Source organism: Mesorhizobium sp. B2-5-4 (assembly GCF_006441095.1).
In the GTDB taxonomy this organism is placed as follows: Bacteria; Pseudomonadota; Alphaproteobacteria; order Rhizobiales; family Rhizobiaceae; genus Mesorhizobium; species Mesorhizobium salmacidum.
Window position 1 is genome coordinate 41,839 of record NZ_VFUR01000024.1, and the last position, 12,768, is coordinate 54,606.

17 protein-coding genes and 1 pseudogene are annotated in these 12,768 nt (G+C 62.7%); 6 read left to right on the top strand and 12 right to left on the bottom strand.

The features are described from left to right. Positions 1–19 precede the first annotated feature (19 nt). Positions 20–406, top strand: a complete 387-nt coding sequence (locus FJ492_RS24485; RefSeq protein WP_140772662.1) for a nuclear transport factor 2 family protein — start codon at positions 20–22, stop codon at positions 404–406. A gap of 105 nt (positions 407–511) precedes the next feature. Here FJ492_RS24485 and FJ492_RS24490 read toward each other — a convergent pair whose 3' ends face one another. The 7 genes and pseudogenes from FJ492_RS24490 to FJ492_RS24520 form a co-directional block, all read right to left on the bottom strand. Continuing rightward, entirely contained in the window at positions 512–1,123 is a 612-nt protein-coding gene (locus FJ492_RS24490) for a LysE family translocator (RefSeq protein WP_140772664.1), read from the bottom strand. 88 nt (positions 1,124–1,211) lie between these two features. Further along, on the bottom strand, positions 1,212–1,547 hold the full coding sequence (locus FJ492_RS24495) for a YkgJ family cysteine cluster protein (RefSeq protein ID WP_246672747.1): 336 nt from the start codon (positions 1,545–1,547) through the stop codon (positions 1,212–1,214). A gap of 52 nt (positions 1,548–1,599) precedes the next feature. Further along, the gene (locus FJ492_RS24500; RefSeq protein ID WP_140714146.1) at positions 1,600–1,758 is read right to left on the bottom strand and encodes a hypothetical protein; all 159 of its coding nucleotides are present in this window, start codon (positions 1,756–1,758) and stop codon (positions 1,600–1,602) included. A 1-nt stretch (position 1,759) separates the two neighbouring features. Beyond that, positions 1,760–2,167, bottom strand: coding sequence for a hypothetical protein (locus FJ492_RS24505; protein WP_140507394.1), 408 nt, complete (start codon positions 2,165–2,167; stop codon positions 1,760–1,762). Continuing rightward, positions 2,167–2,394: a hypothetical protein gene (locus FJ492_RS24510; RefSeq protein ID WP_140507396.1), complete on the bottom strand. Its 228-nt coding sequence runs from the start codon at positions 2,392–2,394 to the stop codon at positions 2,167–2,169. The genes FJ492_RS24505 and FJ492_RS24510 overlap by 1 nt, the downstream gene beginning before the upstream one ends. 343 nt (positions 2,395–2,737) lie before the next feature. Continuing rightward, positions 2,738–2,947 (bottom strand): cold-shock protein, encoded by a 210-nt coding sequence (locus FJ492_RS24515; protein ID WP_010915421.1) that lies wholly within the window; start codon positions 2,945–2,947, stop codon positions 2,738–2,740. A gap of 264 nt (positions 2,948–3,211) precedes the next feature. Continuing rightward, a pseudogene (locus tag FJ492_RS24520) lies at positions 3,212–3,881 on the bottom strand (glutathione S-transferase family protein). Positions 3,882–4,046: 165 nt separating this feature from the next. On the opposite strand from FJ492_RS24520, the gene FJ492_RS24525 reads away from it, so the two are divergent. After that, complete coding sequence (locus tag FJ492_RS24525; protein ID WP_140507400.1) at positions 4,047–4,226, top strand: CsbD family protein; 180 nt, start codon at positions 4,047–4,049, stop codon at positions 4,224–4,226. 33 nt (positions 4,227–4,259) lie between these two features. On the opposite strand, the gene FJ492_RS24530 is transcribed toward FJ492_RS24525, so the two are convergent. Both FJ492_RS24530 and FJ492_RS24535 read right to left on the bottom strand, forming a co-directional pair. Next, a complete protein-coding gene (locus FJ492_RS24530; RefSeq protein WP_140772668.1) occupies positions 4,260–5,393 on the bottom strand; it encodes a metallophosphoesterase in 1,134 nt (377 codons plus the stop codon). A gap of 133 nt (positions 5,394–5,526) precedes the next feature. Next, complete coding sequence (locus tag FJ492_RS24535) at positions 5,527–6,159, bottom strand: TetR/AcrR family transcriptional regulator (RefSeq protein ID WP_181166744.1); 633 nt, start codon at positions 6,157–6,159, stop codon at positions 5,527–5,529. 148 nt (positions 6,160–6,307) lie between these two features. On the opposite strand from FJ492_RS24535, the gene FJ492_RS24540 reads away from it, so the two are divergent. Continuing rightward, the gene (locus FJ492_RS24540; protein ID WP_140749221.1) at positions 6,308–7,069 is read left to right on the top strand and encodes an NIPSNAP family protein; all 762 of its coding nucleotides are present in this window, start codon (positions 6,308–6,310) and stop codon (positions 7,067–7,069) included. Here FJ492_RS24540 and FJ492_RS24545 read toward each other — a convergent pair whose 3' ends face one another. Then, a complete protein-coding gene (locus FJ492_RS24545) occupies positions 7,070–7,903 on the bottom strand; it encodes an alpha/beta hydrolase (protein ID WP_181166745.1) in 834 nt (277 codons plus the stop codon). It lies immediately after the preceding gene. Further along, on the bottom strand, positions 7,900–8,838 hold the full coding sequence (choX, locus tag FJ492_RS24550; protein WP_140772672.1) for a choline ABC transporter substrate-binding protein: 939 nt from the start codon (positions 8,836–8,838) through the stop codon (positions 7,900–7,902). The genes FJ492_RS24545 and choX overlap by 4 nt, the downstream gene beginning before the upstream one ends. Before the next feature lie 81 nt (positions 8,839–8,919). Between choX and betI the strand changes: the two genes are divergently transcribed. Further along, positions 8,920–9,558, top strand: coding sequence for a transcriptional regulator BetI (gene betI, locus FJ492_RS24555; protein ID WP_140507410.1), 639 nt, complete (start codon positions 8,920–8,922; stop codon positions 9,556–9,558). Positions 9,559–9,596: 38 nt separating this feature from the next. On the opposite strand, the gene FJ492_RS24560 is transcribed toward betI, so the two are convergent. Continuing rightward, positions 9,597–10,586 carry a LysR family transcriptional regulator gene (locus tag FJ492_RS24560; protein ID WP_246676114.1) on the bottom strand — a complete coding sequence of 330 codons (990 nt, stop codon included), beginning with the start codon at positions 10,584–10,586 and terminating at the stop codon, positions 9,597–9,599. Positions 10,587–10,677: 91 nt separating this feature from the next. Here FJ492_RS24560 and FJ492_RS24565 point away from each other — a divergent pair, with 91 nt between their 5' ends. Together FJ492_RS24565 and fumC are read left to right on the top strand one after the other, a co-directional pair. Continuing rightward, a complete protein-coding gene (locus tag FJ492_RS24565) occupies positions 10,678–11,157 on the top strand; it encodes a cupin domain-containing protein (protein WP_140772674.1) in 480 nt (159 codons plus the stop codon). 151 nt (positions 11,158–11,308) lie between these two features. Next, on the top strand, positions 11,309–12,706 hold the full coding sequence (fumC, locus tag FJ492_RS24570) for a class II fumarate hydratase (RefSeq protein ID WP_140714128.1): 1,398 nt from the start codon (positions 11,309–11,311) through the stop codon (positions 12,704–12,706). Positions 12,707–12,768 lie beyond the last annotated feature (62 nt).

A 12,768-nucleotide genomic window follows, 5' to 3' on the forward strand; every position in this document is an offset into this window, starting at 1 on the left:
AACGGAAGGAGAAAATCCGATGACCCAGGAATCGATCATCGACATCGCCGCGGCCAACCGATCCGGCGAAACGGCTGAAATCATGCGGCGCTATAACGACGTGTTCCAGCGTCACGACCCCTCGGCTCTCGACGAGCTGGTGGCGCAGGACTGCGTGATCGAGAACACCACGCCGGCGCCGGACGGCGCGCGCCGCGCCGGTAAGGCAGCCTGTGTCGAGCTGTGGTCGGCGATCGCCACCGCATCCGGTACGCGCTTCGACCTCGAAGAGACTTTCGTGGCCGGCGACCGCGCCACGATCCGCTGGCGCTACTGGATGGCCGACGGCAATTCGCTGCGCGGCGTCAACCTGATGCGCGTCGCGGGCGGGCGGATCGTCGAGGCCATGGGTTACGTCAAGGGCTAATGCATGTCGCCGGAAGTGTCCTCGGTCCCGGGACGTGCATAAAATGAGAAGCTTACAGCAGGTCGGGCGAACCCTATTCGCCGCGACATGCTGTAAGCCGCGCGATCACCTGTCCGCCAGTGCCAACTTGGCGCCGAGCATGACGAAGGCGCCGGCAAACGTCCGGCGCATCCAGGTCAGCACCATCGGCCGCGACACGACATGGCTGCGGATCGACGCCGCGAAGATGCCGTAGCCGACGAAGACCACGAAGGTCAAAAGCATGAAGACCGAGCTGAGCTCCAGCATCTTCGACAGCGCGTTGGGCTCGGTGGTGCTGACGAATTGCGGCAGGAAGGCGAAGAAGAAGATCGACAGTTTCGGATTGAGCACATTGACGAGGATGCCGGTGGCGATCACCTTGCCGGCCGAGCGTGGGGCGACATTGTCCTCGACGCTCAGGCCGCCCTTCTCCTTCAGCGTATTCCAGGCCATGTAGAGCAGATAGGCGACGCCGAGATATTTCAGCGTCTCGAAAGCAACCGCACTGGTGTGCAGCAGCGCCGCCAGACCGGTGATGGCAGCGGCCATATGTGGGATGATGCCGAACGTGCAGCCGAAGGCGGCAATGATCGAGGCCCGCGCACCGCGCGAAAGTCCGGCGCTCAGCGTGTAGAGAACGCCGGTGCCGGGCGAAGCCACGACGATCAGCGATGTCAATAGAAATTCGATGCTCACGATGATCTCCTCCAGCGCCCTGCCCTGACGCAGCCTAGCCAGCAAGCGAGGTGCGCACAAGCCACGGCATTCGCCGCCAGGAGGCGCGCTAAACGGTGGAAAATCCGAGCGCCCGGCGCGCCATCAGGCACTCGTCATCGCCGGGCATGCAGGCGCGGCAGACATCCGGTCGCATTTCGTAGATGGTGCAAGCGGTGGACTTGCCGACTTCGCCGGACAGGGCCGAACAGCGCACGCCGTCACAGCGCATGCCCGACAGGTCGGCCGCCACGTATTTTTCCGGGATGCGGTCGAGCTGCGCGTCATCCTCGGTCGAAAAGCGCGGCCATTCGGCCGAATAGGAACAGCAGGCGCCGCAGCTCTGGCAATCGAACACAGGAGCGATGCCTGCTTGACACGAAGCCAGGGTGGTCGCGGCTACCACGGCAACCGGCTTCAAAGCAGCAAGATTGCAATCGGCGTCCCCAGGCAAGGCGCTACTTCTTCTTGCCGGTCTTGCTCTTCGGTGCGTCCGCTGGCGACTTGAACAGATCGGTCGCCGCCTCGGCCGCCTTTGGCGCGGCAACCGGCTTGGCCGGCTTTGCGGCGGAAGCCGGCGCTGCCGGCTGGTCCTTGGCGGAGAATTTTATGGCCATGTCAGTCCTCGTCGGCGAAACGCGATGATGGTGCGCGCGGATTGCGCAGGCGGCCGATCAGCGCCGAAACCGCCGTGATGTTCATTTCCTCGGGCGACCAGTTCCTGGCTTCCGCGATGTGATGAGCCGCCAGCTCACGATGCGTGCTGCCGCTATAGGCGGCATCCTGATAGGTCACCCGCTCATGGGTCTTGGCGTCTTCGCGGACATATTCGATGAGGTAGTTCGGGCACTCGGCACGGCCGCGCACGCCGATGCGCACCTGGGCATCGCCATGGGCGCGCTTGCAGCGTTCGAGTTTCTCCAGCACGCGACGGACATATTCGACCGGCTTGTCGAGGGTTTCGACCATGTCGGCGATGGTCGCATCGGCGGCGATCGGCGTTGACGGTACGCGCTTGGTGGCCATCAGCGTTTTCCGGCTCGTTTCGGCAGCAACGCGAGTGCTGCGGCGGCCGCCATCTCGTCGGCCTCTTTCTCCAGCCGCAACTCGCGCAAGCGCGCGGTCTTGGCTTCCCGCGCCTGGCTGACGGCATCGCGCTCGGAATTGATGCGATTGAGCGACATCGACTGGGTTTGCGTCTTGCTGAACAGCGACACGGCCGTATCGACGGCTGTCTTCGAATGAGCGGTCAAAATCTTTCTCCTGTCAGGAGCCTGGTGCCGATAGGGCGAGACCGGGTCTTCGGTCGGGACCATGCACAAAGCAATGCGGCAGCGGATTCAAATTGCTGGAGCGTCCCTTAGCACGTTCAGCCCAATGCGCAGCGCATTTTCAGCGGCAACAAGCGGAAAATGAAAAAGGCCAGGCACCGCCTGACCTTCCCTGGGAGCGCCGCGCATCCAACTGGATGCACCAGGCTAGCTCCTGATGGGCAGCACAAACCTTGGAAACTCAGATCCCCATGGCCATGCGCCCGAATTCGCCATTCACCGGTGCCAGTACATCCGTGGTCACCGGGACGGCTGAATTCTTTCTTCAGGCCGCCTTCAACTGGTCGGCGGACATCTTGCCCGACTTGTTGTCGCGGACCATCTCGTAGCCGAGCTTCTGGCCCTCGACGATGTCGCGCATGCCGGCGCGTTCCACGGCCGAGATGTGGACAAAAACGTCGGCGGAGCCGTCGTCAGGCTGAATAAAACCAAAACCCTTGGTGGCGTTGAACCACTTAACTGTGCCGGTGCTCATGACGAACCCTTTCCATGGCAAATATTCGTTCGCCGCCGTGCGGATGCACAACGTCGTTTGTCTCGATTTTTGATGTGGGAAGTTCGTCAAAGGCGCGCCCGAAAGCGCGGATAACAAAAGTCAGTCAAACAAATATCGACAGATTTGTTGTATCCGTGTTTCAGCCGCCTGTCAAATATTGCGCTATCGGCCCGAAATCCGCCAGTTGAAAGCACCTCACGCGGCCCGTCCCGATCCCTGGGTAAAACCGCTTCACGGACAGCCCTATTCGTCGGGACCCGGCTCCGGCCATGTCTCCTCGGCGGCTTCGGCATACCATTGGCGCATGGCCGGTATAGCCAAAACCGCGTCCACATAGGCCCTGGTGTCGGGCGCCAGCTCCCCGCCATAAGTGTCGAAACGGGTGACGACAGGCGCATACATGGCATCGGCCGCACTGAAATGACCGAACAGAAACGGGCCGCCCTTGCCGTGTTTCTCACGGCACTCGCGCCACAGCGCCTCGATGCGGGCACGTTGGGCCTCGCCCTCGGCATCGAGCGGCTTGTGCCCCTTTGGCCGGCGCAAATTCATCGGCCAGCCATAGCGGACTTCGCGAAAACCGGAATGCATCTCGGTCGCCGCCGAACGCGCCAGTGCCCGGGCGCCGATATCGGCCGGCCAGAGCTTTTTCCCAGGAAAAAGGTGGGCGAGATATTCAAGGATGGCAAGGGTTTCCCAGACGATCCTGCCATCGTGATTCAAGGGCTTGTGAACCAGGACGGGCACCTGACCGGTCGGCGAAACTTTCGCCAGATTGGCAAAGGTCTCGGGCGTGCGCAGCCGCACGAATCCTTCTTCGAACGGTATCTTCCAGGTACCGCATCGCCACCCAGGGCCTGAGCGACCAGGACGAAAAGCATTTGTTGCCGATATAGAGCGTGAATTCCGACATCTGTCCCCCTTGGCGGTGTTGCTCCTTGCGGACTGCGCCGGCCGGCACCCTAGCCTGCCGGCCCAGCCGCCGAAAGGCACTGTTTGCCGACACAGGGAGCGGCTGCTGGAACCGACTCGGTGCCGGCTCGTTTGCTCAAGCGAACAAGATCCGGGAGATGCGGAAATGGTGAACAAGGATCAGGTCGCCGGCGTGGCCAAGCAGGTGAAAGGATCGGTCAAGCAAGCCGCCGGCAAGGCGACCAGCGACAGGCGGACGCAGGCCGAAGGCGTGGCCGACAAGACCACAGGCAAGGTACAGAAGGCCTATGGCGACGTGAAGGACAAGGTCAAGAAATCTGTTTGATCGCTGTGGAAGGGCCATATCGAGCGGCCCTTTTCACGTCTTCAGCGATTTGCTGAAGGCGTTGGTGAAAATCACGTCGCCATGATCGTCGCTGGCTTGCCCCAACACGACGTCCAGGCTGTCGTCGGTGACACGTGCCAGAGCGAAGCCGCCCATGTAGGCCGCTTTCGGCTTGAAGAGATCGAGGCCGTCGCGTTGATAGATCATCGGCACCTCGTGCTGATGACCATGGAAGACGCCAACGACGTTGTAGCCCTTCAGGGCCGCCAGCAATGCCTGGCGGTCCGTATCGCTCCACCAATGCGGCGCTCCCTTGCCGCCGTCGTCGAATACTCTCTTGACTGTATCCCACCGCTCCATCGAAAAACTGTCCCAGCCATAGTGCTGGAACAGGATGACCGGGCGGCCGTCCGCCGCATAGGTCGCCAGATCCTGCTTGAGCCAAGGCAGGCTGTTGTCGGCGCCGTGGCCGGTGTCGCCGGCGAAACGATGGGTCTGCACCAGATGCAGGCCACCCCAATCCCATGAATAGCAGTCGGTGTCGACGTCGTAGCTGGTGGCCGGCACCGGCGGCTTGAAGAACACGCCGGCGCGGTGATTGACCTCGACATAATCGCGCATTTCGCGCCGGTACCAGTCGACATGATGTGGCGGACCGTTCTGATCGAGGTCATGATTGCCGAGGCCGACATAAACCGGAACATGCACGCGGTCGGGCCCCATGCCTTGCTGATAGCGCTGGCTGAACTGCAGGAGTTGGGTGCCTTCGCTGGGCTCGGTGATCTGGCCGCCGCCGTCGTCGGTGATGTCACCACCGACGGCAAGTCCGAGCGGCGTGCCGATGCGGCTGCCGGCCGACCGCAAGCCCGTGGCGACGCCGTTGATCTCGACCGGCCACTTCTTGTCACCGATGGCGTTCAACGCCGCGACGTTGCGCAACAGCGCCGCGTCCGTCTTGCCTTCCTGCTGGCAATTGGGGCTCAAACCGCTCGCCATGCGGCAGGCATGGACATCGGCGACGAACAGGAAGGTGGCGTCGACGGGCTGGATGCGCTGCCCGGTCTGACCGAGCGCCGGGCGTGAAAGCGCACTGGCCGCGGCAAGACCGGCGGCCTGCACCAGAAAACCACGCCGCGACAGCAATAGGGACGAAGGGCGATTCATCATCGGAGAATTTCAGCATGGAGAGCGGGCGGCAGTAAAGTTCAGCGGTTACGAGACGATCAAGCCATTGGCCGAGTAGCAACCGGCTTTCCACGCTCGTCGCGGCATCGGCGGCAAGCTCGGCTGTAGCTTGCCCTCAAGTGCTGCCGAACCGCCGCAGCACTCTGCGACGTCGCCTCGCCCCCGGATCGCCCTGCGATGATGCCGCGTGGGCGGCGCTCCGCTCGAACGCCGCAAGGCAAACGCGCAACGGGCCGGCGTGCTGCTCTGTCTTGGCCAGCGACATGGCGCCGGAATAGGTGGCGACGGCAACCAGCGCAAAATGCTCGGGATCCGTGCCTTGCTCCCTGCCCTCCCGCTGGTCGGCCCTGATCTTGTCGGCGATCGCCTGGCGCCATGCCGCAAAAATACCGGCAAGGGCAATCCGGAATTCGGGATCGGAGAGCGAGAGTTCATGCGCCAGATTGTTGAGCGGGCAGCCGCGTACGAAACCTTGCCGTTCCAGTTCGGCTGCCACGGCTTCGAACACCTGACGCACGCCTTCGCGCGCCGAAGCCGCCTGCCGCACCGGCGCTATCCACGTCTCCTCGACCGCCGCCGCCACGCGTTCGTCGATGACCGCCAGCGCCAATGCCTTCTTGGTCGGAAAATGATGATGCAGCGCGCCACCGCTGACGCCTGCCGCCGTCATGAGGTCGCCCAGGCTGGAAGCATGGTAGCCGCGTGCCTGAAACGCGACTTCCGCGACATCGAGCACTTTCCTGCGCATGCCTTCGGGGTCGTTGAAGCGTTTGCCTCGGGCTCGCCTTGGCCGGATGTTTATCTCTGCTGACATTGCCGAAGGATAGCATGTTGACAAAACAGGGCAACCGGTCTGTTTATAAACAGGATGATCAACCTGTTTTGGAGAACGCCCGATGAAGCCGACCCTGAATGCCATGCCGAAGCCCGCTGCACTCGCCTCGCCGATCGTCGAATTGCGCCAGTACACATTGAAACCCGGCCGGCGCGAAACGTTGATCGAGATCTTCGACACGGAGTTCATCGAAAGCCAGGAAGATGCGGGGATGACGATTATTGGCCAATTCCGCGACCTCGATCGTCCCGACATGTTCGTCTGGATGCGCGGCTTCGACAGCATGGATGCCCGAAAGGATGCTCTCGGCGCATTCTATGACGGCCCTGTATGGGCGGCGCACCGTGATGCCGCCAATGCGACGATGATCGATTCCGACGATGTGTTGCTGCTGCGACCGGCCTGGCCGGACGCCGGCTTCGATCTGTCGGGACCGCGCCGGCCAACGGCGCCCAAAGGCACAAGCGATCGGAATTGGTTGCCTGGCCTGGTTGAGATTTCGATTCATCATTTGCGGCCGGGCACCGGCGCCGACTTCGCCGGGCGTTTCCGGGCGGAGATGGTTGTGCGAATTGCGCAGAACGGCGCGCGTCTGCTCGGCGCCTTCCTGACGGAGCCGGCCGCAAATACGTTCCCTCGACTTCCCGTGCGCGCCGGAGAAAACGTCTTCGTCGCCGTTACCGCCTTCCACAACGCCGATGCCAGCCATCGCCTCGCCGTTTCGCCGGCGTGGCGGGCGCTCGGCCAGAGCATGCAAGCCGTCAGCACGAAGCCGGCCGAGACGTTGCGGCTGGTGCCCACGGCCCGATCGCTGTTGAGGTGATCAGCGGCCGGACAACATCCCCGAGATCGCGGAGGCGACAAAGGCCGGATCCTCCCAATGCGGATTGTGACCGCAATTTGGCGCCCAGACGAGACGGGATCCGGTCAGCGCCTCGGCCAAAGCCTGCTGGTGCGCTTCGCCGAAAAGCGGGTCGCAGGCGCCGGCGATGATCAGCGCCCTGGCCCGCACGGTCCGCGCCTCGGCTATCAGGTCCGTGATGCGGACTTCCTCCAGAATGGCGCGCCAGCGGGCCACCGGCATGGCGGAAGCTTCCTTTGCCAGGCCAGCGAGAAACGGACGCGGCACCGAGGACTGGCAGGCATGCCACCAGTCGTAGAACGGGTCGGCCGGCGATAGCGGGTCGCGCAAATCCTGGATGCCGACCGGCAGCGGATGGTCCGGCGTGAAACCGGGCTTCAGCGTGCTGGCCAGCACGACCAGGCCACCGATGAGGTCCGGCTGCCGCGCGGCCAATGCAATCGCCACCATGCCGCCTAGGGAATGACCGACGACGACAGGCTGGTCCAACCGCAGATGCCGGATCAACCCTGCAATATCCTCGGCGAAATCCGCGACGCGGCAGCCGTCGCCCGCCTGCGAGGCACCATGGCCGCGCAGATCGGGCATGATCAGCCGGCGTCCGGCTAGGTGCGGCGCCAGCAGCGAAAAGCTGCGGCTGGTATCCGTGAAACCATGAACCAGCAACAGCGGCGGCCCGGCGCCGGCGATCTCGACATAGGCGATATCAAGATCGCCGGCATTGATCCATTGCTTGCGGCCAGCCCAGGCGTCCTGTTCCACTCCGGCAATGGGCAAGGCGTCCGGTGGTCTCACAGGCCGAGCTTTTCCTTGACGGTGGCAAGACCAGGTTTGCCATCGAAAGTCGTGACACCGGCGAGCCACGCATCGAGGCGGTTCTTGTTCAGCGTGATCGCCTTCAGCGCCCCGTCCTCCGGCTTCATGCCGTCATTGATGAGGTAGCCCATGCCGACATTCTCGAAGTCGATGTCGAAGGCGAGATTCCTGAGGAACTGCGCCACGTTCGGACATTCCTGCAGGTAGCCCTTGCGCACCTGCGTCGTCACCGTCGCGGCGCCGAAATTCGGGCCGAAGAACTTGTCGCCGCCGGTCAGGTACTTGAAGTCATACATGGTGTTCATCGGATGTGGCGCCCAGCCCTGGAAGACGATGAACTGCTTCTCCTTGATCTCGTAGCCGACCTCCGACAGCATGCCGGCTTCGCTGGACTCGACCACGTGCCAGCCATCGAGGCCGAAGACCGGATCGGCGATGGCATCCATCATCAGCTGGTTGGAGCCGGGCTCGATGCCATACATCTTTTTGCCGAACTTGTCGGCGAACTTGTGCAGGTCGGAGACGTCCTTGACCCCTGCCTCCCAGACATAGGTCGGCACGGCGAAGGTGTATTTGGCGCCGACGAGATTGACACGCACATTCTCGATCGAGCCGTCCTTCTTGTAGGGCTCGTAATAAGTGACCATCGCCGGGTCCCAGTAACCCAAGAACAGGTCGAGATCCCGGTTCTTCATGCCTTCGTAGATGACGTTGATGCCGAGCACCTCGCTCTGTGGCTGATAGCCGAGCGCTTGCAGGAGCACGTTGCCCACCCCCGTGGTGAAAGCGAGATCGTTCCAGCCAGGCTCGGCCATGCGGACCGCCCGGCATTGCTCGGGGTCCGCCGCCTGGGCCGCCTGCGAGGCCAAGACCAGCGCGGCAAGACAGGCACCACCTGCAAGGATGCGCAACATTTCCGTTCTCCTCATTGCTCAAATTGACCAATCGGTCTTTTTATTATCCCACTGGTCAATGATTGATCTCGCGGGGCGAAAATGTCAACGTGGATTCGTGATGCATGGAACAATCTCGTGAAACTGAAGCGGCTTGGCGACATACGCCGCAAGGAATTGCGGCAGGCGGCCTTCGCGGTTCTGGAGCGCGAAGGCATTGCGGGGGCCACGCTGGAAAAGGTCGCTGCCCATGCCGGCGCCTCCAAAGGCATCGTGCTGCACTATTTCCGTAACAAGCAGGAATTGTTCGAGCACGCGATGCGCGAGGCCAACGCGGTCCTGTGCAATGCGGTGGTCGCAAGGCTTCGCCAGGCACGGACGTCGATGGAACGCCTGGATGCGGTGATCGAGGGCAATTTCGAGGAGCATCTCTTCCTGCCGCCTCTTTGCCATGCCTGGCTTTCGCTCTGTGCCGAGGTGCCGCGCGATGAAAAGCTGGCGCGCATCCAGAAGGTGATCCACGGGCGCATGCGCTCGAACCTGTTATCTGGCCTGCGCGGCCTCGCCTCACCCGGCGAGGCCGACGACATCGCGCTTGGCGTCACGGCCTTGATCGACGGACTTTGGCTTCGCCTTGGCCTGCAGCCGGGCAGCGTCTCGCGCGAACAGGCGATCCGGCAGGTCAAGGGCTATGTCGCCGCGCGGCTGGCAACCCAAAAGCGCTCGACCACCCACGGGTGATTTTTGCGGTGGATGGCGGATACACGGCTGGATGAAGCCTAGGTCCGGGAACCGGTCGTTTCATCGCCGTCGAGATCCCTGAAGCCGAGCGCCTCGACAGCTTCGAGGATCTGATTGCGAATCCAGCGGTGCGGCGGCTCATCGTCATGGCGGGCGTGCCAGTACATCCTGACTTCCGGCACCGCAATCGCGAACGGCGGTTGGTAGATCACGACCGGCAAGCTCTTGACCGCTGCTACCGCGAACTGCCTGGGAACGGCGGCAAGGTGGTTTCCGCTGGCTACCGCCAGTGCGACTGCCTGAAAATGCGGTAAGGCGAGGCTCACCCGGCGCTTCAGCCCGATCTTGTCCAGCGCCGCGTCGGTAGAGCCCGACATCGAACCGTCGATGGAGCGAAGAACATGCGGCAATTCGCAGAAAAGCTCTATCGGCAAAGGCTCGCCGTCCGCGATCCCGGCTTGCTTGATCACGGTATTGTCCCTTGCGGCAATGATTGCGAATGGCGAATCGAACAGTGGCGTGCTGGAGACCCAGTCGGGAACCTCCAGCGGGCGTTCGAGGGCAGCGTCGATTTCATCGTCCTGGAGCAACCTCGAAACGTCGCCGCGCGCGCTGTCCAGAAAGCGAAACGACACGCCAGGCGCCATCGCCGCGATGCGCGCCGCCAGCGGCGGCATCAGCAGCATGGAGAAGAAATCCGCGCCCATAAAGGTGAAGGTTCGCTCCAACCCGGCAGGATCGAAGTCCTTGCCAGTCTGGAAAACGCGTTCGATCTCGCGCAGTGCTGCGCGCACCGGCTCCGTCAGGCTTTCGGCGCGCGGGGTCGGCACCATGTCGTTGCCGCGCCGCACAAACAGCTGGTCGTTGAGGACATGACGCAGGCGATTGAGCGCCGCGCTCACGGCGGGCTGGCTCAGCCCGATCTGCTCGCCGGCGCGCGTCACGCTTCGTTCACGTAAAAGCGCATCGAGCACCCTGACGAGATTGAGGTCGAGCGCATTTAAATTCATGGCATCAATCCGCCCCATACGATCATTCGATTTCCATCGCCCGCCAATCCTTGGTCAGGTAGCCGCAGACGCCGCTCGGTCGGCACCGCAAGCACAAGGGAGAGCCGTCATGACAATGATCAACAGCACGATCGCAGGCAAGGAACTCTTCTGGTTCAACAACACACTGGTTGCCATTCGGCTCTCCTCGGCGGAGGGCGAGGACGGCATCTGTGTCGTCGAGCACCGCATGCCCCATGGCGATTCTCCGCCGCTGCATGTGCATCGGCACCAGGACGAGGTGTTTCATGTCCTGGAGGGACAGCTGCGCTTTCGGATCGACGGCCACGACCAGATCGCCGGTCCTGGCGAAATCATCATCGCGCCGAAAGGCCTCCCGCACACATACAGGGTCGAATCCCAGGACGGCGCGCGCACCTTGACCATCACGCGCGGCTCCGATTTCGAGACGATGCTGCGTCAGACCAGCCGTCCCGCCCAACAGCCGCAATTGCCGCCGCTGTCGGAGCCGACGCCGCAGATGATCGGGGCTCTGGTGCGGATCTGTGCGGAAAATGGCATCGACATTGTCGGTCCGCCCTTGAGTTGAGAACGCGAAACTGCCGATCTCTCCTCCAAGGCTTCCAGTGGGGAGATCGGAAGCATCTTCAACCGATTTGCATCTCAGTCGCACACATTCTCCGCTTGAAGCCCGTTGTGCAACGCGATACGCCGTTGCCGGCTTCGACAGGAGAGACCCAGTGAGCGCTGAAAAAACCAGAACCGAAACCGATACGTTCGGCCCCATCGAGGTTGCCGCCGGCCGGTATTGGGGCGCCCAGGCGCAGCGTTCGCTGGGCAATTTCAAGATCGGCTGGGAAAAGCAGCCGGCTTCGATCGTGCGCGCGCTGGGTATCGTCAAGCGGGCGGCGGCGGAAGCCAATATGGAGCTCAAGCGGCTCGATCCGGTCATCGGCAAGGCAATCATCGAGGCCGCGCAAGAGGTCATCGACGGCAAGCTCAACGACCACTTCCCGCTGGTGGTCTGGCAGACCGGTTCGGGCACGCAGTCCAACATGAACGCCAATGAAGTGATCTCGAATCGCGCGATCGAAATGCTGGGCGGCGTCATGGGCTCGAAAAAGCCGGTGCACCCCAACGACCACGTCAATATGAGCCAGTCGTCGAACGACACCTATCCGACGGCGATGCATATCGCCTGCGCCGAGCGGATCGTGCACGACCTCTTGCCGGCGCTGAAGCACCTGCATAAGGCGCTCGCCGCCAAGAGCCGGGACTTCAATCACATCATCAAGATCGGCCGCACCCATACGCAGGATGCCACGCCACTGACGCTGGGCCAGGAATTCTCCGGCTACGCGGCGCAGGTCGCATCGTCGATCAAACGCATCGAATTGACGCTGCCCGGCCTGCAGGAATTGGCGCAAGGCGGCACTGCCGTCGGCACCGGCCTCAATGCGCCGGTCGGTTTCGCCGAGCGGGTGGCCGATCGTATCGCCGCCATATCAGGCATCGCCTTCGTCACCGCGCCGAACAAGTTCGAAGCGCTGGCGGCACACGATTCCATGGTGTTCTCGCACGGCGCCATCAACGCGGCGGCGGCGGCACTGTTCAAGATCGCCAACGACATCCGCTTTCTCGGCTCTGGCCCGCGCTCGGGCCTCGGCGAATTGTCGCTGCCGGAAAACGAGCCCGGCTCCTCGATTATGCCGGGCAAGGTCAACCCGACGCAGTGCGAGGCGATGACGCAAGTTTGCGTGCAGGTCTTCGGCAACAATGCGGCACTGACCTTCGCCGGCAGCCAGGGCCATTTCGAGCTCAACGTCTACAATCCGCTGATGGCCTACAACTTCCTCCAGTCGGTGCAGTTGCTGGCCGACGCATCGGTCTCCTTCACCGACAATTGCGTAATCGGCATCGAGGCGCGAGAGGACAACATCAAGGCGGCCCTCGACCGTTCACTGATGCTGGTCACGGCGCTTGCTCCCACCATCGGCTACGACAACGCCGCCAAAATCGCCAAAACCGCGCACAAGAACGGCACGACGTTGCGGGAGGAAGCACTGGCAACCGGGCTGGTCAGCGAGGCCGACTATGACCGCCTGGTGCGGCCGGAGGACATGACGCATCCGGGGTGAAGCGATCCAGGAAAAGTGCAAAGCGGTTTTCCGTCCGGAATTGCGTCAGATCACGGCTGACA